A 24,423-nucleotide genomic window follows, 5' to 3' on the forward strand; every position below is an offset into this window, starting at 1 on the left:
TTTAATAATGCAAAGTGAACTATTAAAACTAATCATTTATGAATTCAGCGTTGGCAACTGGGTACAAAATTTTGCGTTTTACATCTCTCTGGCACTTCTGTTCCGCACTGTAGCCGTACAGATAAAATCGGCATCGAGCATCAAATTAAAAAGCCGGCGTGCGCTGAAATAGCCAATTATTTACAAAAAGAAAACTATCAGGGCCTAAAACTTCTATAATTTAGCCGTAACTTCTTTTGCAGATAAAATGATAATCAGACTGGCTACGCTTAACGATATACCACAGATATTAGCTCTTATTGCCAATGTAGTACCTGCCATGCAAGCAACAGGTAATTTTCAATGGAATGATGACTATCCCAACAAACAGGTATTCATTGAAGATATTGGCCTTAACCAACTTTGGGTAGCAGAAATCACCGGAAGCATAGCAGGCGTGGCCGCCATAACTACCGATCAGGATGCCGAATACGCGCAGGCAGGGCTTGATATTACCGAAACCGCCATAGTAACGCATCGCCTTGCTGTAAATATTAATTATCAGGGGCGTGGTGTGGCAGCGGCACTTTTAAAACAAGCCGAACATGAAGCCATCCGGAGCGAAATAAGCGTATTGCGAATTGACACCAATGTTGTCAACCAGGCAACGCAAAAATTATTTCCCAAATTAGGTTACGTTTTAGCCGGAGAAATTAGCTTAAATATAAGGCCCGGCTTAAAGTTTTTATGCTATGAAAAGCGGCTAAATAATAAATAATGAAACTACACCCAAACCTGATCACCTTACCTATATTCAGAGAAAACTTCACACATTCACACTAAGTCCACAATCATTTCTCAATAGTTATTCACAATTGGGCATTTTATCAACACTTGCCTATTAGTTTATTTTCTATTCAGTTATATTTATTGTAATTATAAACCGAAGGCCCCTCCGCCCGGAATCATAAAACTGTAACAAAAGAGAAGAAGATGGACCCTATAATGACGCTGGTAATTGTTGCTATTATTGCTGCTATAGTTTTAGTAGAATTTAACAAACAACAAAAAGCAAAAGTGAGCGATAACTCGCCTATCACTTTTGACGTTCAACAAGCTTATCTGCTTAAAGCTGCTGAATATAAAATAGAAGCAATAGAAGATCATCAAAAGCACAGTACAGGTATAAATAGCACTGCCATTGAAAATCTTGAGGGAGAATTGACGCAATTAACCAAAGCTTTCGAAAAAGGAGATATCCAGTTAAAAGAATTCAATTTAAAGTTAGATGCCTTACTCAACAACCTTGATCCGGTTAATTTTTCACTGGCACAGGCTTCTTAATTTTTATTGATCGGATAAATAAATTACTATTTCAGGAGCACCACATATCCCGACAATGGCTTGCTGCCATCTTTAAGGTCAACTACATAGTAATATGTACCTGAAGGTAGTACATAACCATTAAAAGATCCATTCCAATCTTTACTATAACCTACCGAACGGAATATTCCTGCACCATACCTGTTAAACACATTTACCGTGCAGTTTGGGTAAGCCGCAAGCCCGGTTATGCTCCATGTATCATTAACACCATCACCATTGGGAGTAAAAGTATTGGGGATAAGCATCTGTTCAAGCACATTAACTTTAATAGTCGCCGATGACTGGCACCCTCCTGCAGATGCTACTGTTAATGTATATGCAGTGGTTACAGTTGGCGATGCAATTGGAGCGGAAACTGATGCATTACTTAACCCAACTGAAGGCGACCAGCTGTAATCAATAATTCCATTGGATAGTGTTGGCGATAAAGTAACACTTTCGCCTTTTTTAATAGTAACATCGCCGTTAAACTCAACGGTGGGCGGCGCTTTAGTTTGAATGGGGGCAGCCGGATCAGAAATTGCACGCAAAGGACCACAATCACTTGTATTAGTCAGCGTAACGGTTACCTTATCAGAAGCTGTTATAGTAGCTGGTGCTGGGAATATTTTATTGTTATAATGCTGATCGATACCATTGATCTCCCAACGATAAACAGAATTGATGGTTTCAGTGCCATGGGTGTTTGCCATAAATGTTACCTGCTGTCCCGGGCAAGTCAGGTCCGGTTGCTCTATTGTTACCATCGGAGGCGTTAATGGCACAAATTGGGGCGATACCGGGTCCGAACTTGCACGCAAAGGGCCGCAATCACTTATATTACTCAGCGTAACAGTTACCTTATCAACAGCTGTTATAGTAGCTGGTGCCTGAAATGTTTTATTGTCATAATGCTGATCGATACCATTGATCTCCCAACGATAAACAGAATTAGCATTCTCAGTATCATGGGTGTTTGCCACAAATGCTACCTGCTGTCCAGGGCAAGCCAGATTCGGTTGCTCTATTGTTACCATCGGAGGTGTTAATGGCACAAATTGGGGCGATACCGGGTCCGAAATTGCACGCAAAGGGCCACAATCACTTGTATTGATCAGGGTGACAGTTACCTTATCGGTAGCCGTTATAATAGCCGGTGCCTGGAATGTTTTATTGTTATAATTCTGATCGATACCATTGATCTCCCAGCGGTAAACAGAATTAGCATTCTCGGTACCATGGGTATTTGCCACAAATATTATTGGTTGCTCCGGGCAAGCCAAATCAGGTTGTTCTACCGTTACTACCGGGGGCACTACTGTTACATATACAGGCGATAACGGGACCGAAATTGCACTCAGAGGACCACAATCACTTGTATTGATCAATGTAACAGTCACTTTATCAGTCGCAGTAATTGTAGTCGGTGCCTGGAATGTTTTATTGTTATAATTCTGATCGATACCATTGATCTCCCAGCGGTAAACAGAATTAGCATTCTCGGTACCATGGGTATTTGCCACAAATGTAACCGGCTGCCCCGGGCAAGCTAAATCTGACTGTTCTGCTGTAACAACCGGATTTACCAATGGTATATACATGGGTGATGCCGGGGCAGAAGTAACAGACGGAGAAGTCGTACAATCAACGGTATTAGTCATCATTACCGTTATTACATCAGTACTCGTAACTTCAGAGCTTATAAAATTCACACTATTAGGACCTGTGGGAATTCCGTTTACATACCACTGGTAATTTAAATTATTGGCCGGATTGGGTGTCAACGCCACAAGTATCACCTGCTCGCCGGGGCAACCTAAAATTTGTTGATTAATGCTCACTTCAAGTGTCATGATCTCGTTTACTACCCCGCTTACAGGCACTTGAACATCCGCTACCCCGGTTGATTTTAATAACACATTCCCGGTTATATTTCCAGCGGGTGCTGTTGCTGCAGAACGAACATACACGGCAATTCCGTCACCATCGGGTGGCAACTCCAAATCAGCAAGCGGTATAGTAACAGTACTGCTATAACCGCCAGCCGGCATCAACGACACTTCAAAGTTGGGAGGAGCTATAACAACTGCATCGCTGGTAAGGTTTATTCCTGCAACCATGAACGTTTGATAATTTGCAGATGCCGTTCCAACACAGGCTGTAATAGTACCACTGGCGCTACTGCTATTGATAATGGGCTTTGTTACATCATCAACCTCTATACTCAATATAAACTTACTACTGCCCGCTGCATTATATGCGGTAACTGTATAATTAGTAGCTGGCCATAAAACTGTAGGAGTGCCGGTAATAATACCTGTTTTAGGGTCAAAAACAAGGCCGGCAGGCAACCCTTTATCGATAGTATAACCGGTTGCTATAACCCGTTTTATAGAATTTGTTCCATACTCAGCCACATATAAATTACCGTCCGGCCCTATTGTTATACCGCTCGGACTACTAAAATGAACATTAGTACCAACCCCGCTTTCAACCCCTACCGGGCCGCCCCCTGCTATAGTTTTAACCTCACCATCTGGCGAAATCCGCCGTACAGTACCAACCCCACCATCGGTGACATATAAATTACCGGATGGATCAACTGTTATCCCTACAGGAAATTGAAAATTGGCAGCCGTTCCGTTTCCATCGCCTGTGCCGAAGGAACCACTGCCCGCTATTGTTGTAACCTGCCCGTTAGGAGTAATTTTACGTATCACAAAACCGGCCTGATCTGCAACGTAAATATTTCCATCTTTATCAACTGCCAGTCCGGCCGGCTTGTTAAACTTGGCGGCACGCCCAAGTCCATCTGCAGTACCCGCCGCTGGCTGCCCCGCAAGTGTATATACATACCCCGACGGAGAAATTTTGCGGATTGCGTTATTACCATCTGACACATACAAATTATCATCCTTATCAATTGCTATACCGTTAGGATTGATAATATTTGCCACATCACCCGGCCCATCGGCAGTTCCGGCTTGGTTAATACCCGCAAAAACTGTAATTATCCCGGAAGGGGTAATTTTTAATATGTTGTGATTACTGTAATTGGCTACAAATAAATTGCCACTTTTATCCTTAACTACACCGCGCGGGTTGTTAAGCTTAGGCACGTTAAAAGGAGGGCCGGGTAATGCATCGGTAGCTATTGACGAAACCTGCCCGGAAGCACTTATCATACGGATCCCGCCGCCGCTTTCGGCTATGTATGTATTTCCGTCAGCATCCATACTTATACCATATGGCAATTTAAACTGTGCAGTAGCCGCATCACCATTTACATTGCCAAACTGACCCGTACCTGCTATAACCTTAGTTTCACCATAAATAGTGGCCGGCACAGCACCGCCTGTATTAGCAGGGCTTAAGGGTGTTATTGCAGCGCCAATAATATAAACATTGGGGGTAGTGTAGGTAATATCGGGTGCCTGGCCAAAAGCCGAAAAAGCTATAAGCCAAAGCGTAATTACCGCTATTGCCGGTTTCAGAAAGGCACACACTGCTGTTATTTTAAATTGTAAGCGAGCAGGTGGATTCCGGAATATGGAAGATAATAAGAGCAGATATAATTGGCCATTAAATTGCAGGTAAGGTTATAGTAATCTGTTTTATCTCATTAGTCTATCAATCACTTGCAGACATACTAAAATAAGTTTTTCCGGCAACTCAATCAATTTAATATGATTAAAATTATTTAGTTCCTCATTAGGGATAAAAACAAAAAAGCCGGCAATGCCGGCTAATATTTTGAAAAAGAAGAATAATGTTTATTTGGTATTAATTACGCCTGAAGCCACCTTTTTGGCCACCACCGTTAAAACCAGGACCCTTATCTTCGGCTACGTTAACCGTGATCCTGCGGCCATAATAACTTGCTCCATTCATGCAACGTATCGCTTCTTTCGCTTCATCCTCGTTAACCATCTCCACAAAACCAAAACCCTTACTCTCTTTTGTTTCGCGATCCTTAATGATCCTGAGCGATTTAACAGGCCCAAAATCACCAAAAACAGCTGTTAATTCGGCCTCATCTACTTCTAAAGGAAGACCTGCAATAAATACTTTCATCAATGTTTTTAAAATTTGCGTAAAGGTACGAAAAAAGAGCCGGATTCCAGCACCCCGGGACACTAATGACCATTAGGTAATGGCTTTTTTACCTTCATATTACTGAATAAAAATTTCCAAACCAATGTTAAAAACAGAACCGGATTTTATTTGAGCTGCAACTCAAAGCTACCCTCAACACGGTAAAACGGCGAGTCGGATTTATCATCCTTAGCTAAAAAGGTAAAGAAAGTACCTTTGGCAATCATATTTTCGTGGTTATACTGATCCATATCAATTTTACCAAAATCCTGCTGCCCGGCATACCTGGTAAGTGTGTACTGAAGTAAAGGCTTTTTTTCATCAACCTTAAATAAAAACTGGCTTCCGGCTACATCACTGCTTGTTTTTACCGAAGCCAATCCTAACGAGCTGATACCAAAGCTCATATTATGTGCTTTATTGATTGCTGTGATACCAAAATATTTGTTATCACCATTATGTACGTTAATGAATGCTATCGAATCCTGGCTGGCATCAAATGTATAAGTTGAATCTTCGATAGTGACTTTTAAAGTACCTTTTCCTGCAAGAAAATTGCCCGGGGTATTGATAATATTTACTGATGATACGCTGTCTTTACTGCTTGTTGCTTTAACTGCGTTTATATCCTTTACCTCCTCATCTTTTTGACAGGAAGTTAAGGCCACCGAAATGGCTAAACTTAGTAAAACAAACAATTTAGTAAAACTGGTACGTATCATAGGCTCACTGGCGAATAAACATAGCAATAAATAATTACAAATCTCATTAAATATGGTTAAACAAATTAATTTTTTAACTTTTTTTAACCTTTGTATGATATACGTCAATATTCATGCTAAAGTTGCCGGTTTATTACGTCAGAAAGCACTTTTAATAAAAATGCAAAAACAAATAGCTGGCAAGCCGTTTTTGGGATTTTTCGACACTTGAAATTATAGAAATCAAAATCAAAGCACATGACAATATACTGTCAATCAAAGCAATACACACTAATTAAAACACTTCGCCCACATTTATAAACAAGCCTCGCGACCCTTCCCGGCCGAAACCATAATCAATGGCGATATTAGTTTTAGATACCTTGTTCAGCTTTACCCTTAAACCCGCACCAAAACCAGGCTGTATAGATTGCAAAGCAGTGCCCGGCGCTGCCGAAAATGATTCGCCGTTTGCAAAAGCTACACCGCCAAGCAAACCATTGCGGGTTATCTTAAACCGGTATTCGCTTTCAAGGTAAACCATTTGCGCTCCACGAAATCTGCCTTGTATATATCCGCGTCCGGTAGTAAAGCTGGGATCATGCCCTGTGGCTGGCAGGTCAAGATATGCGGGCCGTCCGTTAATTACCAGCCAGTTATATGACCAAAAGGCCAATACGTTATCAGAGCTTTCCGGAAACCTGAAATATTTACGTATGTCAACAATTAAGGAGCGCCAGGCTGTTGTGCTGCCTAAAAAAGTATAATTATCCCGGTACTGTAACGAAGTGTAAAATCCGCGTGATGCATTGATCGGATTATCGCGACTGTCATACAATCCGCTAAAGGTTATTCCGGTTGATATAGCGCGACTGACGGGGCCGTATCGTTCATAATCAGACGTTTTTCCATTTAATTGCCCTTTCTCATACATATTCCATCGGTCATCAAAAATATAACCTAAACCGGCATAAAAATTCCCGGTTATATTGCGTAAAACAGTTTCATGAAACCGGAAAAAACTGTAAACCAACGGATTTTCATTATCCCTGTCAGAGTTACTGCCTAAGCCAAAACTACTCTGCGGATATTTGTAAAACCTAAAATCACCTATAAAGTCATACTTATTATTTTTTGACCAGATATTTGATTGTATGGGGATGATCACCTGCTTATTTTGAGTATAAGCGGGGTTTACGGTTATAGTGGAGATCCTGGTGTTGGGAGCTAACCTGAAAATCACGTTGCCGGATACAGTACCGGCCAAACCCGTTTGTAAAGTATATCCTATAGCCGGAATAATTGATATTACCGGTTTTGAGGTTACAGAATCAACCTTGCCGGGTTTATTACTTTCATGAAAAATGGATCCGATAACATCAAAAATATCTTTTTCGAAGGTAGTGTCGGGATGGGTAACCAGTACTGTATCTTTATATTTAGTATGCCCTATCGGAATGTATTTTTGATCCTGGGCATGCACACTTATACCTATGAGCAAGCCTGCAAAAATTAAAATGCCTGTTTTATTAATACCCATTATAATTATTCGATGCAGGATGTGTAAAGGTTATATCCGTGCAATTATAAAATAATTATTTAAGTTATTTGTTTGTACTGGGTTTTATTGCGCCTTCAACCGCGGATCAAAAGTAAACTTACTCACGCTACTGATAGTTATTTTATTATAATCGGGATGGGCCGGATTAAACAGGTAATTATACTCCAGATCGATAATTGCCGATGGAACTTTTAAAACGGCCGTTTCCATTTTACGCAGCCAGGTATCGCCAAGCAATTGCGTAACAGGGTAGTTAATTACTTTATGCCATTCGGCGTTAAGTTTCTGGAGTTTGTTTACAGTGATTTCAAAAATGGGCAGATTATCAGGTATTTGAAATATAATAACCGAAAAATCGCCTGCATATAAAGCAGTTCCGGGCGAATGCGCCAATTTTTCGAGGCATGAAAGCGCCAGTGAACCACCCGTATAGATCATATATTGCCCCAATGAGTTCCATCGCCCGTCTATGCCCGAGCCTTTACGGTCGTGCGCATATTTGGTTTGGCTTATCCGGTAAACGTTCAAAAGATAGCGTAGAATAGATTAATAAATTACTTGGCGAACATAAATTACGTTAAAAAGCAATCAATAACTCGCTAAACCATTAATTAAATAATTGCTTTTATGCAAGCACACCGTAATCAATGCGGATAAGCTGACTTATCACAATACTGATACCAGTTATAGTATCAAGTAAATCATAAGGAATGGCATCAATACCCAGGTTATAATGTTTTAACCAGCCTTTAAACTCATCAAGCGAGCCAAATGTATCAAGGCCTTTATCAAAAAGTTCAAAAAGTTGAATAATATGCTCGCTAAGCCCCTGGTTTAACTCATGTGCACTTTGCAAATGCTTACGCAAAGTAGGCTCAGTGATATGCAGCCATTTGGCAATATCGCTTTGAGTTGCGCCGGTTACTTTTAATAAATCGGTGATAGCATTTGAATGCAAGCCTTGTTTTATAGCCCCAAGTTTGGCCAAAGGCGATTTAAAATAAGTTTCATAAGGCACCAGCAGATCATTAAAGGCCTGCATAGGCGTATCTGTAAATACATATGGGAGAGATGCAGCTTGCCCCTCCCTGGCTTCAACACCTGTATTACGATTTTTGATTGCTTTGCTCATACACAAATGTAAATATTTTCTATTAAAATAGAAAATATTTACATTTTATTTCCCAGTCGGTTTATCTATTTGCCTGTTATATTAAAATAAAAAATTACCAATAAAATTAGCAATTGCAAAAAACATTTCCGATATTTGATTATTCTTTTATGCCATTCGGCATTGTAAACATAATGAAACCCAACATATCTTCCTGCAATAACGCTGCCCAGGTTAAGCAGCTTATTGATAATTATTTCGAAAACATAAAAGGTGAATATCACCTTGAACACAAACCCGCAAAAAACAATAAAGATAATGCAGAAACTATTGAACACAAAGTTTGGGACCGGGATCCCGAACCCGCAACCTTATCGGCACTGGCACTTGCTCTCGGCTTCAACAGCCGCCAGGAGTTTCACGATTATGTGCATCATGGCCGTTTTTCAAAAGCTGTTAAACAAGGGATTCTACGCGTAGAGGCATATTACGAAGCTCATTTACATCAAAACACAACGGGTGCCATGTTCGCATTAAAAAGCATGGGGTGGAGCGAAAAGCCTGATTCACCACCTGCTAATACAAACGCAGATAATACTTTAAAAGTACAGATAGTTGACTCCGGCCCTACTCCTGCCGGCAGCGAAAAAGATGTAAAGCTATAATACTAAAGCCAATTGCAACTTAGCCATTGGATCAAAGACCAGCAATTATGACCAATGAAGAAATAAATACAGAAATTGAATTTAAAGAACCGGAAGGTTTCCACTGCTCTGTCCTGTTCAAACAAAATTATCTCTCAGCCGCCCATGTGGTAATCAATCAGGGGGGCACCAGCAGCGGTAAAACATTTGCCATTGAACAGGTGCTATTTTGCCTTGCCTGCGAAAACCCTAAACAGGTAATCACTATTGTTGGACAGGACATCCCTAACCTTAAAGCTGGCGCTTTGCGCGATGCGATTAACATATATAGTTCTTCACTAATATTACAGGCCAAAATAAAAAGCTATAATAAAAGCGACCGTATTTTTGAGTTTGTTAATGGCAGTTTGATCGAGTTTAAGAGTTACGATAACAGCCAGGACGCAAAATCAGGCAAACGCGATTATCTGTTCATCAATGAAGCAAATGGCCTCACATGGGATGTATATACCGAACTGGCACTACGTACTAAAAAGCGCATTTTTATTGATTACAACCCCAATACAGGCTTTTGGGTACATGAGCATTTAATTGGCAAACCAGGAGTACAGCTCATTGTATCCGACCATAGGCACAACCCATTTTTAGGGACAGAAGTGCGTGATAAAATAGAAGCGCTAAAAACCGTCGATATTGAACTTTGGAAGGTATATGCCCGCGGCTTAACAGGCAAAATAACCGGACTTATATTTGACAACTGGCACATCTGCGAATCAATTCCTGCCGATGCCCGCTTGATAGCCCTTGGCCTGGATTTTGGTTTCACCAACGATGAAACCGGATGTATTGAAGTATATCAGCAAAATGGCGAACTGTGGGTAAATGAACTGCTTTATGAAACCGGCTTAACAAACACTGATATATCTGCAAAATTGAAAGCAACAGGGGTAAACATTAATAATGAGATCATTGCCGATAGTGCCGAGCCTAAATCAATAGAAGAGTTAAAACGGCTTGGATGGCGTGTTACAGCCGCAAAAAAAGGTGCTGATAGTGTTAAAAACTCTATTGATATCCTTAAACGATACAAAATAAACGTAACCCGCAACAGTGTAAACCTCCGTAACGAGCTTAGCCGTTACAAATGGCGCGTAGATGCAACAGGCAAAACCATTAATGAGCCGGTTGATTCATGGAACCACCTGATAGATCCGCTAAGATATATCGCCCTTAATAAATTAAAAATAAATAGCGCAGGCAAACTTCAGTCGCGTCTGCCACACTTGTCAGGCAGCCGGCAAATCAACGCATTACACGGACTGATTTAACACCCGTCATTAAAACAATACAGGCTTATAATTATGACAGAACGAATATTAAAAACCACCGGTGGTAAGCTGCGCATTCAGATGCCAACCCAATTAAATGAGGTTACCCTTGGCCAAATGATGGATTTACAAGCCCGACCCGATATAACGGATATTGAAGCCATCAGTATACTCTCCGGCATCCCGGTAAATGAACTTCACAACATCAAAAACTATGATGACCTGCATCAGTTTGGAGAGACAGTACTTTCACTATCGTACCAGATCAAATACCTGTATAACAGTAATGAGATCCCCAAAGAAGTAGTTTTTACAATGTTGGGCACCAATGGAGCGCCGCTTCAAAAAACAAAAGTGAAAGTAATACAAAACCTATCGGTTGAACCCGCAGGCGCTTTTATGGCTGCCCGCCATATTATAGCCGAAGAAATAAACGCCCACATAAAAACCCATGGAGAAGACGACTGGCAGGAGCATTTTAATCCTTCGTTAAATGCCTGCTGCCAGGTATTGGCACAATATTTTTATTGCCGGGCAACAGGTAAAAAATATAGCGAATATGAGGTTGAAAGCTTTATTGATGAAGTTAAAAAACTACGGGTAACGGAGGCACTGCCCATCTCGAAACATTTTTTTACCTGTTATCCCAACTTATCGATACCGAAAACAAACTTTTGGCGTCGGTTCCTACCGCGCTTGAAAAAAGGGCAGGCATCCAATCATTCGAAAAATTCAAGTACATCAACACGGTAAACTCCTTAGCGGGCGGCGATATTACCAAATGGCACCTGATTATGGACATGCCATATGAGCGGGTGCTTACGAAGCTGCTGCTCAACAAAACTGAAGCAGAGTATCAAAAACGATATAGCGAGCTATCTCAATCCTCAACTTAACGCCTAATCCCTGCAAGGCACCAAACACTTAACCAGCCCCAATCAGGGATCGGGGTTTTAATTTTATGCGTAACCAAATAGAAGCTATAGTACAAACACTTAATGGTAACCCAACATTTGCCTATGGCACCCAGGCTGAATTAAACACTCTGGCAGACGACATCACCTTTCCCTGCGTGTTCCTTTATCCGCTTCAATCTATCGAAGTAAGTGCGCAGGTTAATGGTTCTGTAGATAATACTTTCTCCATCTACATGGAGTTTTTATTCAAAACAGATTTTGGGCAATTCACCGCCGAAAATGAGCCCCACATATCACAGGCATTACAAATGGCTAATCAGTTTATGGTGAAAGCATCCAAATATCGCGAAGGGGAAGGCAGGTATTTCAGAATCAAAGCGGGGCAAAAAGCTAAATGCGTACCTGTTTATAATAAGTTTGATGTTAACACCACCGGCGTAGGTTTAACCATAACGCTGTCAACCATGTATTTTGACCTTATTTAAATCTGCACATTTAACCCAACATTTAAACAATGAATATAATAGCCCAAATTAATGAAATCATTACCTCGACAACTTATCCCGATCAAAATGGCGGGCAAATTGACCAGGGTGATGTATTCATCAGCATTATTGATGCAGATACCAAACAACCTACTAATGGTAACAACTGCGAAGTTACGTATCAGCGAAACGAAAACGGAGGATCGGCTAACTACACAGTCGTTGTAGCCGGGCAGTCATTCCCACTTTACTCGGGCATTATCAGAGACTATGAGTACAGCCCTCAGGGAGATATGATCCGGAGCGATTATGTATCGTTCACCCTAATTTCTGTAAAAGCCGGAGATAGTCCCTCCACTAATCCCTCTGTATGTGACCTAAAAATAAACTATATAGATATTAACAAGATTGAGTCGGCTCCGGGAGCTGCCGATGCTCAAATTACAGTCAATGCAAGCTCAAGTTTTGCATCTATATTATACAGTATTGATCTGGGCGTAAACTGGCAAAGCTCTCCTGTTTTTTCAAACCTGAGCGGCGGATTAAAACACATACTGGTAAAAGACAGTAATCCCTTAGGCTGTACCGATACAGCGGAGATCAGCATTTTAACATCTACAAACCTGTTAACCGGCGATCCTTCAGTTACGCTGCCCGATGGGTATGTTTCACGATGGAATGCGGCATTTAACCCCATTGTGTTTACCTATCAACGAAAAGATTTCACAATTAAAAGCATAACAGCTGATAGCGGACAAGGACACGCTATCATCAGTGTCAATGCCAACTTCAATGATCCCAATACAGGTTTGCCAAAAGTGAAGGAAGGTGATAAAGTTTATTTGAATACACCTGGATATAAAGGAGTTTATACTATCGAAAAAGTTAGTGGTATCAATAATATTGTGATCAACACGCCTTTTGTAAGTAGTGATACAACCGGTTTTATCAATATAAACAGCATGTACCCCTATTATGAACTGCATACACGTATTACTTATACCGATCCGTTTACCAATACCCTATCCACTATCAAATCAGTAAACCGGCCGGATAATTCAGGGGTGATAAAAGCCGATCTGTCAAACTTTTTACAAAGTTTGTTGCGCCCTGCAGATAATAATAACTACAACCAGGTTGATCATGCGGATACCAATCTTTGTACCAGTTTTATGATTGACTATGCCAGGCATTATGATGATGGATCAAGCGAAGGGTTTACAAGCAATTTTAGTCAAATACCACATCCATATTATGCAGTTTATGCAGCCAAACAACTTGGGGATAAATATGGAGGCAACCTCGCTGCTTATGTTCCCACTATTAACTCACCTGCGCAGTGGATAACCGATTTCAAAGAACCGGCATACTCTGCAGGGTATCCATTTGATATAGGATATCTCTTTACTGATGAAATGACAAACCTTCAGCCTTATTGCCAGCTTACCTTGCTCGATATTAACCGGAATCCATTACCCGGCGGTTCTGAACCCGACTACCTGCAAAATGAAGATGATTCATGGCTCCTGAATGAAGACGGCAGTAAATTTAGCATTGGAAACCAAACATCATTTGTGATTCCTTTAGCCGGACCTGCCGGTCTTCACCGGCTTATGGTTAGTGCCAGTTTACCGCCAGAGGCTTATTATTTTAATATCCAGATCAGGTATGATGATGAAAATGGTTCGCATTCATTAACTAAAGTACAAACTGTAAGGATAGATGACGCGGTTGACGACAGTTCAGTATACTTGAGATGGATTGGGCTCGGTGGCGCCTGGAACTACTATCGTTTCGTGTTTAACCAGGAAATAAGTCTTGACGTTCAAAATGCGGTTATCATCAAAAACTTTGTACAAAACTGGCAAACCCAGGAAGGAATTGAAGAAGTGATCAGTAAAAGTGCAGGGCAAAAAATGAAAGTAATAGCCGAAGATCTTTCTGTAAATGACATCCGTGGACTGCAGTCCATAAAATATTCGCCCAAAGTTCAGCTGCTGGTAAATAAAAACCCCATTAAGTGGCAAACTGTAGTTATAAATACAGCAACATATAGCGAATATGAAACGCGAAACGGTCAGGCGCCTTTTAGCGTTACGTTCAATATGCCATCAATAAACATCCAAACACAATAAAAGCTGCGGTTACCTTTTAAAAAGCACATTATCAATTCCCCGGTAATGATCGCCATTATACACAACTGCACTTTCATAAGTAACTTCAAGCGTATTTTCGGTAAGCTGAATTATGGTGTAAGTGCCTTCATAAAAAGCAGGCGTATTTTGGGTTATCATCAAAGTTTTTCCGTTTAATGTATAGTTGTATTTAATTAGTGCAGTTTCGCCCGCAGGTGTTAGGTTTGAGGTATAGCCTGAGCCATCAGCATTAAATATTTCAAAATCTGTAGCTGTATAATTTGACCGGGATGTATCCCGTACCAGTATATCATTCTTATAACTACGGGTGTGATATTTTTTAAGATACCACTTACCTACTATAGTAATTTCAGGATTGGCAGCATTGCTATCCTTTTTACATGATGCCAGACAGCATGCCAACACAGCAACTACAAAAAAATATCTCATATGCATATGTGCTGTTTTAGGGTTACTGCCAGGGCTCCGGAAGCAATAGCTAAACTTAATAAATTATTGATAATAAACCAATTGTTTAATAGCTCCCTTTAAACAGCACTCAATACTATCATTTATTAATTTCATGAATCAGATACAACTTTATATTAATGACCAACTGGTCGACCTGACTGACGACAGTCCAATAGCGCTCACCTTCCAGATCAACAACCTGGCCGAAGTTAAAAACCAGCAGGGAAACACCAGCAACCAGTTTAAGATACCACTGACACAGCGTAACCGGCAAATCCTGGGCTTTCCGGATGATATTGCTTTTACCAATGCATTCCCTTATGATAATTACCAGGCAAAAATCATACAAGATGGCCTTGAGATCATTCCTTACGGGCTGGCCGTGCTCAACAGCATTGAACAGGATATGGCCAACATTACCATATTAAGCGGCAACGTTGATTTTTTTGACGCTATTGACGGTAAAATTTACGACATGGGCGATAGCACAAGCCAGTGGAGCAATTTTGGCAAAACCTTACTTTGGCAACCATATAACCATAAATGGAATGTTGAAAACGTAGTTGCATCGCAGGCTAATACAAGCGGTTGGATCTGGCCTGTAGTTGATTATGGCTTTATCGGTGAGGTTGATTTTACCGAACCGATAAATGTGCGTAATCAACGCCCCGGATTTTTCATTAAAACAGCTATCGACCTGATGATAAAATCGGCCGGGTATAAAGCTAAAGGATCACTGCTTAACAATCCATTGTATCCATTGCTCATTTGCCAGTTTGCTAACGATAGCTTTGAGCACGGTACCGATTTACAAAATGCTGTTGATGGCTTAGGCCAATCAGCGTCATTATCATACACATCTACATCAGATATTTTGTTAGATGGCGACCTGTTAGGGTTGAACGATAAAAAACCAACTGATAAAACAGGCCCCATTGGTTTCCAGGAATATCATGCAACTCAAACCATCCACGGTACAGCCAGTCTAATTGTTGATCTAACAATGGCAGGCATAGCAGGTACCGGCAACGACGGTTATTTTGAGCTTTCCATTTATTATCGGGATGTTCATGGTGTAGAAAGCGAACAAGAAAAAATTACGTTAAATTTCGATCAAAAATCAACCCCGCCAGGGGCACGTGATCGTTTTGAAGAATTTAAAAACATCAAGATAACGCATGATTTTGAACTCGTAAAAGGCGAATCATTATTTATATCATACCACCTGCACCGCTATAACACCCGTGTAATTATAAAAAAGGGAGCAAAATTCCAATTCGTTGCAGATCAAAAGCCGGTGCTTTATGGTCAGGAAATACAATGTGAACGCATTTTTCCAGATATCAGCCAAAAGGACCTGCTTAAAGACACATTGCAGCGTTTTGGCATTGTTTGCCAAACAGACAACAGTACTAAAGCAATATCATTTAATTCTTTTGCTGATATAGTTGCCAATATCCCTATCTCCAAAAACTGGACAAGCAAATGCATTGATCAGGGCAAAACCATCTCCTTTCAATTGGGAGGCTATGCACAAACCAATTACATGAAGTATAAGGAAGATGACAATATTACACCAAAAGATTTTGCCAATGCCCAAATTACAGTAGCCGACAAGACACTCCCTGCCACTGCTGATCTTTTTGAAAGCCAGTTTGCGCCAACGTTTAACCGCGCCTACATTGGCGGAACTATAGCACAAATAAAAAAAGCAGACACGACAAGTGGTGATGATAGCTTCAGCATTAGTACATCGCCACGGATCTTGGTTGATCAAAAAATTGACCTTCGCAATTATGGCGATAATACAAGCATAAAGTTTACTGACGGCGATGCTACAAATGACATTGCCGTTAACGATATTATATCAGTACCCTATTTTTATAAACCGGATGGCAACTATAATCTCTGCTTTAAGGATATGCCCGGTAAAAACGGCTTACAACCAGGGTTAAAAACGAACCATTATCCCCAGCTCGAAAAAATACTAACTCAAACCAAAAAGGTAGTACGTTATTTTTTACTAACTCCACGCGACATACTGGAACTCGACCTCCTTATTCCCGTTTATCTGGAGCAGGATAGCTGTTACTATTATATCAACAAAATTGATAGCTGGCGTAAAGGGCAACCCACAAAGGTTGAATTGGTGAAGTTGGGATGATAACTATTAATTGTTAAATACCATTTGTACGATATTATATAAATAGTATATTTACCAAAAAAGTTAGCATTTTATTATACTATAAATCAATAAACCTACAACATGAAATTATCACGATTAGTTCCCGTTTTATTTTGCCTTGCTGCTTGTAGTGATAGTACACAACAGGGAGACCAATTGAAAAATATGCCGGCCCCGGAGCTGGCCCTCATTAAAAGAGTTGAAATTGCCGACTCCGTTGAATTAGTTAACGATAACCCAATCAAAAAAGGTGAAGCCCTTAAATACCATAAAGCAGCAATTTTAAAATTTGTACAAGATACCTTACAGGGAAATGTAAAACAATGGTTAGCGGTTATAGAAACTATAAAAACGAGGACGCTTGTAAATGATGATCTTGATATCAACGTAAGATTATTGATTCCGAGGAATAATTATTTAGACGAAAAAGTTCCTGAATTTAATACAATAATATTTGATGCTCAAATCGATAGCGAAGACTCAGTAAAAAATGCCTTGAAAGAAATGAAAGACGGAGACAGAGTAATAGTTTCAGGAACATTTGTAAGGGATGTCGTAAACAATATTGATTTTGATAATTTCATTGATCTACAAGAAGGCTTTAGCAGCCCTGCGTTTAAATTTAATATTCAAAGCATAACCAAGCGGCCATGATTTAAGCAGTTAAGAAAAACTGCTGGTTAAATGATTAGCGTACCTAATTATAGGATATTACCTCATAAATAGTAAATGGTTATGAGCACACTTAAGGTTAATTCATGCTGTTTGTTTGCTCATTCCTGGTTTACTTCTTCGGCCATATATAAACGTCAAATAAGTCGTAACTTGAGATAGCAAATTTTCCAAAATCGGCAAACTTGATGTTTTACCGACACAACACGTATGCCATATAGCATTACATACATAACAATATAAGTCACAAATAATTGGCTTACAAGCGAAAACAACACTAACATCATTCAAACAAAAATCCTCTTTCCATCCTGCAAAACGCCTACCCCACAGTAGCTCTATTAAACATCTTCTATTCTCATTCCTATTTCCAACAATGACCAACCAAATAAAACAACTTATATTATATGCCAGATGATAAAAAAATAACCATCGATGTTAAGGTTAACAGCGATGGACAAAGGCAACTCGACTTATATACAAAAGCTTTTGTCAACTTACGCAATTCTATTGCTGACATGTCAAAGCCTTTGAACAACTTAAGTTCAGACCTTCCTAAACTAACCGATGCCATTGACAAATTAAATACGCAAAATCTCAAACTGGCTGATTCAGGTGACAAAGTTGCTAACAAGATCCCTGATGTGGTTAGCGCATTCCTTAACTGGAAAGACGTACTGGACTTAATTAAAAAGGGCTCAGAACTGGCAGAAGGGGCATTCACTCTTTTGGAGGGCGCATTAACAGGAGGTTTGGCTATCCTGGCCGTTTATGGCCCGGAAATAATTAACTGGGCAATGGCTCTTTTTAAAGGAAAAGAAGCTATAGATGATGCCACGCTTAGTTTAAACAATCTTAATAAGGGATTAGCATCAACTGACTATTCACATGCTATTGAAAATGTTGATATGCTTCGCATCAAAGTGGGCCTTGCAAAGAAGGGAATGATTGACAAATCGGAAGTTGTAAAAGAATACAATAACACTATCGGTCAAGCCATTGGGCAGGTTAAAAGCCTTGATGAGGTTGAAACCATATTAAAAAACAATTCCGCAGATTACATTAAATCAATGATGTACAAGGCGGCAGCGATGGCTGCTGTTAAAGAAGCCGCCGAAAACCAGGTTTTGGCTGCAAAAGAAAGGGCAAAATCGGACAAAGAAAGCAGCAGCTATTCGGATAGTGGATTAGCCAACTCAAATGATCCCGAAATAAAAAAGATTTATCAAGATCATGCAAAAAAAAACAGAGAAGACGCAGCAAAACCTTTTGAAGATAAAGCCAATGCTTTGTTGGCAAATGCCACAAAATTTGAGACATTATGGGCAGACATCGAAAAAAACACCCCAATAAACAGAATAAAGAAACAAATTGAAGACCTAAAAAAACTGACTGATGCAGGTGTCATAGGTTCAAAAACGTTTATCAGTATACAAAATTTGCAAAAGCAGCTTGATCAGTTAAATGGTATTGAGACAGATTCGGATAGTAATAAAAACTCATCTAATTACGGTACATCTGTTAAAATACATATAAGCGAAGAAGAGCACGCCAAACGGAAAAAAAAGATAGCATCTTCAAGAAGTACTGCGATACTTCAAGCTAAAGCAATTGACTTTGCCAAGCAAGTTGAGCTTGATAAACAAAATTATGATACCGAGCTTAATCTTTTAAACGAACAACTCAATAAAAAACTGATCAGTCAGGACGATTACAACAAAAAAGCCGAACAACTTCAACAAAAATTTCATCTTGGTATAGGCAATAAGATCCAGTTTTTCAACAAAAATGATTTTGCTGAAGCGCAAAAGCAAATGCAAGCCATGATTGATGCCCAACAGCATGAGGATACCATGGCAAAGGATCAGAAAAAGGTTGATAAAGCACTATTACCTGGCCAAAAATTAGATGCCGAGAAACAGCTTATTAATGATAAGTATACCTATGAGATAGGCCTCGCCGCTGGTAACGCCGAAAAAATCAAAGCGCTGGAAGATCAAAAGCAAAAGGATATTACAGCCTTAACTCAGCAATACGAGCAACAACGCAGAGAGTTCGCCTTGCAAAGCGCGCAACAAGTGGCCGACAAAGCTTTTTCTATCATTCAAAATAACATTAAAACTCAAAGCGATGCCCAAATAAGAGGATTAGAAAAGGACAAAGCAGCCGAATTGAGTAATAAAAACCTGACAAACACCCAGAAAAAAGCAATTGAGGATAAATATCAAAAAAAGGAAGCCGCCGAAAAAGTTAAAGCTTTTAAAGCAGAACAGAAAGCATCTATACTTCAAGCTGTTATAAACGGGGCGTTGGCGGTAACCAAGGCTACCTCACAAACTGGTATACTGGCTCCTTTTGTAATACCGGGAATAATTGCTTCTACGGCTATTCAGGTTGCCACTATCGTGGCTCAAAAACCACCGCAATATGCTAAAGGTGGTCTGCATTATCAGTCGGACGGCCGCGGTGCGTTGTTGCCGGGCTATAGCCGTACGGATAATACAAACGCCTACCTCCGCTCGGGCGAAGCCATTGTAGTATCCGAAGCCATGCGCAATCCGTGGGCCCGTAACCTGGTAAGTGCTATAAATGTGGCGCATGGCGGCCGCGACTTTTCGATACCCAATCCCGGCCGTGGTTATGCCGTAGGCGGTATATTTACTGACGGTGGCAATGCTAACCGATATTACAACCAACCGGTTAATGATGTGAAAGATCTGGCCAATACGCTGGCCTATCAAATGATCAATAACTTCCCTCCTGTTTATGTAGATGTTAAGGACATTAACAATCAACAAAATATACTTGCCCAAACCATTAACCGTGTAAATCTTTAATAAGACTATGCCATTCATCACACCAAACATACCTCTAACCTCTAACCTCTAACCTCTAACCTCTAACCTCTAACCTCTAACCTCTAACCTCTAACCTCTAACCTCTAACCTCTAACCTCTAACCTCTAACCTCTATGGATATTCAAATTGCTAATACACTTTTTGATGAAGGCATTTTCTCAGCCATGTATAAAGCCGGGTTCATCACTACTAAAGTATTTACGTATCGTGAAATTTATTTATGGGTAAATGCCCAACAACAAACGCGTGGTATTTCTAAAAACCAGGCGGTACTTGAGGCCGAAATCAAGTTTAATAAAGACGAACGTACCATCTGGCGGGCACTCAATTGTTTTTCTGAGAAAGCGGCTTAAATTCTTCCACTGACAAAACACTGTCACCAAGCTAAAAGAAATTTGTGCCGACATTTGTTATGTCAATCAGCTAAACAAAAAATAGCCGAAGCCCAGAATCAGCCAAAGCAAATTCGGATTCATTCAACAAATTCGGGTTCAGACAACCACTGACAAAACACTGTCACCATCAAAACAAACAATAACCACGACCTTTGATATATGCCAACCGGCACTATAAGACACTAAAAAACGTCTGCTATTCGAGGCCAACTAACAACCTCAGTCCTTCTTCCAGACTTTCTGACTTCCCGACTTTCGGACAAAAACAACTTAATATGAGCTACAAAATTTATTTATACGACACCGAAACCGACTGCATAGGTTCAGGCAACTTATCATCAGCATACATGCAAACCCAACTTGCGGTAGCAGCGGGCGATGATGTTGAAGTACACATCAGTTCGGTAGGCGGCAGCGCATTTGATGCCATTGCCATTTATGATCTCCTTAAAAAATATCCCGGCAAAGTTACTACCTATATCGATGCGCTGGCCGCCTCGGCTGCATCAGTTGTTGCAATGGGTGGACACGAGGTAGTGATGAGCAAATACGCGCTTCTCATGATCCACAAACCTATGGTTGGCACCGGCGGCAATGCAGATGAGCTTTTAAAAGATGTGCAGATGCTAGATGTAGTTCAGGAGCGGCTGGCGCAGATCTACATAGACAAATCTGGTTTGGACGGAGTTACTGTAAACAGCTTGATCAACTCAGTAACCTGGATGACCGCAGATCAGGCACTTGATCTCGGTTTTATCGACCAAATCGAAGATTACAGTACAAAGATCACCAACAGCGCACTTATTAAAAACTATACAAGCGCAGCTCCCGCAGTTTACCAACGATGCATAAACAAAATCTTAAACATAAATAACAACAGCATGAACATCGAAAACAAAGAACTCATTGAGAAAACGACATCAGTATTAGACAAGATCATGAACTTTTTTAAAAAGGTTGTCAACAAGCAAACCATTACCGATAAGGGAACGCTCCATCACGCAGGGCAAATTGAAGAGGGTGCCGAAGTTTACCAGGATGAAGACATGACTACACCTGCCATAAGTGATACTTACACCTGCGCCGATGGCAAACAACTGGATATTAAACAAGGAATGATCCAAAGCGTAACACCTGCCGATCCTGAAAAAGCACCGGAGCCAGAAAACGAAGACGAGGATCTGCCGGAAAGCAAATTTAAATCAGCTAAAAAAATCAACGATGTGCAAAATCGCATGCAGCAGTTAAAAGCCCGCTTGCACGCACAAAACGCGTTGCTAACAGAAGCCCGTACAGCGCTTGAAGAAGCTAATAACAGTCTGCAAAAAACACGTACTGAGGTAAAAAACGAAATCAAATCAACCTTTATCCCCGAAAGTTCAAAGCGCAGCAATAAAGCCCATTCAGAGCCCGCTCCGTTTTTTTCCCCACAAACCGAAATTGCGAAAAACGCAGTAAAAAAAGCAATAGCTTCCTAAATCGACTATTACATTACCTAAACCTTATCATATCTAATTAACCCATTCTCACTATCCCTATACGTTTAAAACAATCAAAAGCTCCTCCTTTAGGGGGCTGGGGGGCTAAATTTTATGGCTCAATTTACATTTACAAACAACACCTACGCCGGCGAAGCGCTGGCAGGATTTATGGCAAGCACATTATTGGAAGCCGATTCAGTGAAACGTGGCCTGCTCACAGTAATTAACGACGTAAAAGCCCGCAAGGTAATTCTTGATGTTGACGATGACGTTATTTTGCAAAACCCATCGGGCATCTTTACCGATCAGGGTACAACCGCCCACCAAACCGAAAGCTATCTTGACCCTGTGGTTTATGAATTTATGAAGCAGGAACAATGGGATAAGCTTGCTCAAAGCTGGGAAGCCCAGGCCTTAAAACCCGGTGCCTTTATGGATTACGAAGGTGTGGTTGATCTTTCGGACTTTATGGTACAACGTTATTTAACCAAAATCCAGATTGCTAACGAGCGTTTGTACTGGCTTGGTAAGACTGCAACCAAGGAAGCAGCATTCACTGCCGATTTTCCTGGCCTGCTCCCTTCTATAGCTGCCGCTTCCGGTGTTTATAAAGTCGGTTTAAGCAAACCCGCTACCTCGTTAGCAGCCACGGCAATTGATGCAAACGGCATTGTAACCGTATCTGATACTTCAACCCTTGCCGATGGTGATGTTGTTACAATTACAGGTGTTACCGGTACCAGCAAGGATACCACAAACGGCGCGCCAGGCATCTCTATCCAGGGGCAATCATACTTTATCCAAATAGCCAGTGCAACTTCATTTAAACTGGTGCGTAATTATAACGAGGTCAACAGCCGCAAACCAGCAACTTTTAGCGGTACCGCAACCGCCGCTACCGTAAACTACATTAACGTAAGCAATGTTTTACAGGTACTGGGCAGCGTTTACGCCCAACTTGACCCTGCCGACAGAATCCAGGAGGATTTTAACTTACAAATCCCATTGCATGTAGGTTATGCTTATGCCCAGGCACAAGCTAATAAAGCACTCAACGTTATCAATGCCTTTACCGATATGAAAAAGATGGACTACCTGGGTATCCCGCTTCAGATCATGAACCACTGGCAGGCGAATACCATTTTAGGTGCACGATCATCAAACCTATTCCTTGGTGTCGACCTGCTGGGTGATGCTTCCGAATTATCAACCGTTTACCTTAAGCCTTACACCAACGATAACGTGGTACGCATGAAAGCCCGTATGAAAGCCGCTGTAAATTTCAAATTTGCCAACGAGCTATTTTACCTGTCAGCATAGTGAACTGTTGATTGGGTTGATTAGGTGAATAGTTATTTGCCTCCCAACCCAATCAACTTAATCAACCATTTTAACTCAATCAACCAATAATAACACATGTCAATTTATAATAAAATAAACGCCGGTTTCAGCCTGGGCACCGATGAACCTATCACCTCAGGTATTGAGGATATGATCTACATTTTTAATGCAGATGATATTGTACTCACTTACGATACAACCAACCCACTTATTGTTAAAGGCCTTACTGCAGTAAGTAACGCTAAGGTTTACAAATTTGAGGGCACAAACAATAGCTTTAATACCATGTCTAAACTCGCCAAAACACAGGTGGGGCCACGTTATACCGAAGAGATAGATTTCAACATTGCAGGTTTATCTGTTGATATCAAAGGGCTGCTTATGGCTATGGGATACGGCCGTGTGCGAGCTATAGCCGTTAATAATTATAAATCAAGCGATTCGGCGATTGAACTTTTTGGCGCCGTAAACGGATTGATCCTAACCGATGCTGAACGTAACGCGGCCGATGAATCACTTGACGGTGGTTACAAGCTAAAACTTACCAATCCGGATAAGATGAAAGAGCCCTACCCTCCCCGTGCGGTATCTATTGCTCCAACATCAGGCACAGCTACGTACGCCAGTACCATAGCAGCGCTTGAGGCACTGGTTGCAGCATAATCATTGTGTCATGAGGTCATTAGTCATTTTTAATAA

Annotated in this window: 21 protein-coding genes; 14 read left to right on the forward strand and 7 right to left on the reverse strand. The window is 40.7% G+C overall.

What is annotated here, in order from left to right:
• Positions 1-247: 247 nt before the first annotated feature.
• The gene (locus BMX50_RS12450; RefSeq protein ID WP_091210842.1) at positions 248-757 is read left to right on the forward strand and encodes a GNAT family N-acetyltransferase; all 510 of its coding nucleotides are present in this window, start codon (positions 248-250) and stop codon (positions 755-757) included.
• Between the two features lie 227 nt (positions 758-984).
• The gene (locus tag BMX50_RS12455; protein WP_091210843.1) at positions 985-1,323 is read left to right on the forward strand and encodes a hypothetical protein; all 339 of its coding nucleotides are present in this window, start codon (positions 985-987) and stop codon (positions 1,321-1,323) included.
• A gap of 26 nt (positions 1,324-1,349) precedes the next feature.
• Here the strand turns inward: BMX50_RS12455 and BMX50_RS12460 are convergent, their stop codons facing one another.
• The 6 genes from BMX50_RS12460 to BMX50_RS12485 all read right to left on the reverse strand — a co-directional run bounded on the left by BMX50_RS12460 (position 1,350) and on the right by BMX50_RS12485 (position 8,833).
• On the reverse strand, positions 1,350-4,850 hold the full coding sequence (locus BMX50_RS12460; RefSeq protein ID WP_091210844.1) for a T9SS type B sorting domain-containing protein: 3,501 nt from the start codon (positions 4,848-4,850) through the stop codon (positions 1,350-1,352).
• Between the two features lie 277 nt (positions 4,851-5,127).
• Complete coding sequence (locus BMX50_RS12465) at positions 5,128-5,418, reverse strand: RNA recognition motif domain-containing protein (protein WP_090523751.1); 291 nt, start codon at positions 5,416-5,418, stop codon at positions 5,128-5,130.
• 146 nt (positions 5,419-5,564) lie between these two features.
• The gene (locus BMX50_RS12470; protein ID WP_091210845.1) at positions 5,565-6,161 is read right to left on the reverse strand and encodes a hypothetical protein; all 597 of its coding nucleotides are present in this window, start codon (positions 6,159-6,161) and stop codon (positions 5,565-5,567) included.
• Between the two features lie 274 nt (positions 6,162-6,435).
• Positions 6,436-7,680 (reverse strand): BamA/TamA family outer membrane protein, encoded by a 1,245-nt coding sequence (locus BMX50_RS12475; RefSeq protein WP_091210846.1) that lies wholly within the window; start codon positions 7,678-7,680, stop codon positions 6,436-6,438.
• 84 nt (positions 7,681-7,764) lie between these two features.
• Positions 7,765-8,229, reverse strand: coding sequence for an RES family NAD+ phosphorylase (locus BMX50_RS12480; protein WP_167667884.1), 465 nt, complete (start codon positions 8,227-8,229; stop codon positions 7,765-7,767).
• A 97-nt stretch (positions 8,230-8,326) separates the two neighbouring features.
• On the reverse strand, positions 8,327-8,833 hold the full coding sequence (locus BMX50_RS12485) for an antitoxin Xre/MbcA/ParS toxin-binding domain-containing protein (protein WP_091210848.1): 507 nt from the start codon (positions 8,831-8,833) through the stop codon (positions 8,327-8,329).
• A 173-nt stretch (positions 8,834-9,006) separates the two neighbouring features.
• On the opposite strand from BMX50_RS12485, the gene BMX50_RS12490 reads away from it, so the two are divergent.
• The 5 genes from BMX50_RS12490 (at position 9,007) to BMX50_RS12510 (ending at position 14,321) form a co-directional block, all read left to right on the forward strand.
• Complete coding sequence (locus tag BMX50_RS12490) at positions 9,007-9,477, forward strand: terminase small subunit (RefSeq protein WP_167667885.1); 471 nt, start codon at positions 9,007-9,009, stop codon at positions 9,475-9,477.
• A gap of 47 nt (positions 9,478-9,524) precedes the next feature.
• On the forward strand, positions 9,525-10,784 hold the full coding sequence (locus BMX50_RS12495) for a PBSX family phage terminase large subunit (RefSeq protein WP_091210850.1): 1,260 nt from the start codon (positions 9,525-9,527) through the stop codon (positions 10,782-10,784).
• Positions 10,785-10,817: 33 nt separating this feature from the next.
• On the forward strand, positions 10,818-11,537 hold the full coding sequence (locus BMX50_RS12500) for a hypothetical protein (RefSeq protein ID WP_091210851.1): 720 nt from the start codon (positions 10,818-10,820) through the stop codon (positions 11,535-11,537).
• A 208-nt stretch (positions 11,538-11,745) separates the two neighbouring features.
• Entirely contained in the window at positions 11,746-12,186 is a 441-nt protein-coding gene (locus BMX50_RS12505; RefSeq protein ID WP_091210852.1) for a hypothetical protein, read from the forward strand.
• A gap of 29 nt (positions 12,187-12,215) precedes the next feature.
• Complete coding sequence (locus tag BMX50_RS12510; protein WP_091210853.1) at positions 12,216-14,321, forward strand: hypothetical protein; 2,106 nt, start codon at positions 12,216-12,218, stop codon at positions 14,319-14,321.
• A gap of 9 nt (positions 14,322-14,330) precedes the next feature.
• On the opposite strand, the gene BMX50_RS12515 is transcribed toward BMX50_RS12510, so the two are convergent.
• Positions 14,331-14,771 (reverse strand): lipocalin family protein, encoded by a 441-nt coding sequence (locus BMX50_RS12515; protein ID WP_091210854.1) that lies wholly within the window; start codon positions 14,769-14,771, stop codon positions 14,331-14,333.
• 133 nt (positions 14,772-14,904) lie between these two features.
• On the opposite strand from BMX50_RS12515, the gene BMX50_RS12520 reads away from it, so the two are divergent.
• From BMX50_RS12520 to BMX50_RS12550, 7 genes are all read left to right on the forward strand, one after another.
• The gene (locus BMX50_RS12520; RefSeq protein ID WP_091210855.1) at positions 14,905-16,956 is read left to right on the forward strand and encodes a hypothetical protein; all 2,052 of its coding nucleotides are present in this window, start codon (positions 14,905-14,907) and stop codon (positions 16,954-16,956) included.
• A gap of 102 nt (positions 16,957-17,058) precedes the next feature.
• Positions 17,059-17,631 carry a hypothetical protein gene (locus BMX50_RS12525; protein ID WP_143065163.1) on the forward strand — a complete coding sequence of 191 codons (573 nt, stop codon included), beginning with the start codon at positions 17,059-17,061 and terminating at the stop codon, positions 17,629-17,631.
• Positions 17,632-18,056: 425 nt separating this feature from the next.
• A complete protein-coding gene (locus tag BMX50_RS12530; protein WP_091210857.1) occupies positions 18,057-20,486 on the forward strand; it encodes a hypothetical protein in 2,430 nt (809 codons plus the stop codon).
• A gap of 134 nt (positions 20,487-20,620) precedes the next feature.
• Positions 20,621-20,860: a hypothetical protein gene (locus BMX50_RS12535; protein ID WP_091210858.1), complete on the forward strand. Its 240-nt coding sequence runs from the start codon at positions 20,621-20,623 to the stop codon at positions 20,858-20,860.
• A 317-nt stretch (positions 20,861-21,177) separates the two neighbouring features.
• On the forward strand, positions 21,178-22,380 hold the full coding sequence (locus BMX50_RS12540; protein WP_091210859.1) for a head maturation protease, ClpP-related: 1,203 nt from the start codon (positions 21,178-21,180) through the stop codon (positions 22,378-22,380).
• A 114-nt stretch (positions 22,381-22,494) separates the two neighbouring features.
• Complete coding sequence (locus BMX50_RS12545) at positions 22,495-23,703, forward strand: hypothetical protein (RefSeq protein ID WP_091210860.1); 1,209 nt, start codon at positions 22,495-22,497, stop codon at positions 23,701-23,703.
• A 96-nt stretch (positions 23,704-23,799) separates the two neighbouring features.
• Complete coding sequence (locus tag BMX50_RS12550) at positions 23,800-24,387, forward strand: hypothetical protein (protein WP_091210861.1); 588 nt, start codon at positions 23,800-23,802, stop codon at positions 24,385-24,387.
• The last annotated feature ends 36 nt before the right edge of the window (positions 24,388-24,423 follow it).

This window comes from Mucilaginibacter gossypiicola (genome assembly GCF_900110105.1).
Lineage (GTDB): Bacteria > Bacteroidota > Bacteroidia > Sphingobacteriales > Sphingobacteriaceae > Mucilaginibacter > Mucilaginibacter gossypiicola.

Coding starts and splice junctions, on each gene's coding strand:
- BMX50_RS12525 (WP_143065163.1), top strand. CDS start 17,059: ATGAAATTATCACGATTAGTTCCCGTTTTATTTTGCCTTGCTGCTTGT.
- BMX50_RS12515 (WP_091210854.1), bottom strand. CDS start 14,771: ATGAGATATTTTTTTGTAGTTGCTGTGTTGGCATGCTGTCTGGCATCA.
- BMX50_RS12550 (WP_091210861.1), top strand. CDS start 23,800: ATGTCAATTTATAATAAAATAAACGCCGGTTTCAGCCTGGGCACCGAT.
- BMX50_RS12505 (WP_091210852.1), top strand. CDS start 11,746: ATGCGTAACCAAATAGAAGCTATAGTACAAACACTTAATGGTAACCCA.
- BMX50_RS12490 (WP_167667885.1), top strand. CDS start 9,007: ATGAAACCCAACATATCTTCCTGCAATAACGCTGCCCAGGTTAAGCAG.
- BMX50_RS12540 (WP_091210859.1), top strand. CDS start 21,178: ATGAGCTACAAAATTTATTTATACGACACCGAAACCGACTGCATAGGT.
- BMX50_RS12520 (WP_091210855.1), top strand. CDS start 14,905: ATGAATCAGATACAACTTTATATTAATGACCAACTGGTCGACCTGACT.
- BMX50_RS12475 (WP_091210846.1), bottom strand. CDS start 7,680: ATGGGTATTAATAAAACAGGCATTTTAATTTTTGCAGGCTTGCTCATA.
- BMX50_RS12470 (WP_091210845.1), bottom strand. CDS start 6,161: ATGATACGTACCAGTTTTACTAAATTGTTTGTTTTACTAAGTTTAGCC.
- BMX50_RS12495 (WP_091210850.1), top strand. CDS start 9,525: ATGACCAATGAAGAAATAAATACAGAAATTGAATTTAAAGAACCGGAA.
- BMX50_RS12465 (WP_090523751.1), bottom strand. CDS start 5,418: ATGAAAGTATTTATTGCAGGTCTTCCTTTAGAAGTAGATGAGGCCGAA.
- BMX50_RS12510 (WP_091210853.1), top strand. CDS start 12,216: ATGAATATAATAGCCCAAATTAATGAAATCATTACCTCGACAACTTAT.
- BMX50_RS12455 (WP_091210843.1), top strand. CDS start 985: ATGACGCTGGTAATTGTTGCTATTATTGCTGCTATAGTTTTAGTAGAA.
- BMX50_RS12535 (WP_091210858.1), top strand. CDS start 20,621: ATGGATATTCAAATTGCTAATACACTTTTTGATGAAGGCATTTTCTCA.
- BMX50_RS12500 (WP_091210851.1), top strand. CDS start 10,818: ATGACAGAACGAATATTAAAAACCACCGGTGGTAAGCTGCGCATTCAG.
- BMX50_RS12530 (WP_091210857.1), top strand. CDS start 18,057: ATGCCAGATGATAAAAAAATAACCATCGATGTTAAGGTTAACAGCGAT.
- BMX50_RS12485 (WP_091210848.1), bottom strand. CDS start 8,833: ATGAGCAAAGCAATCAAAAATCGTAATACAGGTGTTGAAGCCAGGGAG.
- BMX50_RS12450 (WP_091210842.1), top strand. CDS start 248: ATGATAATCAGACTGGCTACGCTTAACGATATACCACAGATATTAGCT.
- BMX50_RS12545 (WP_091210860.1), top strand. CDS start 22,495: ATGGCTCAATTTACATTTACAAACAACACCTACGCCGGCGAAGCGCTG.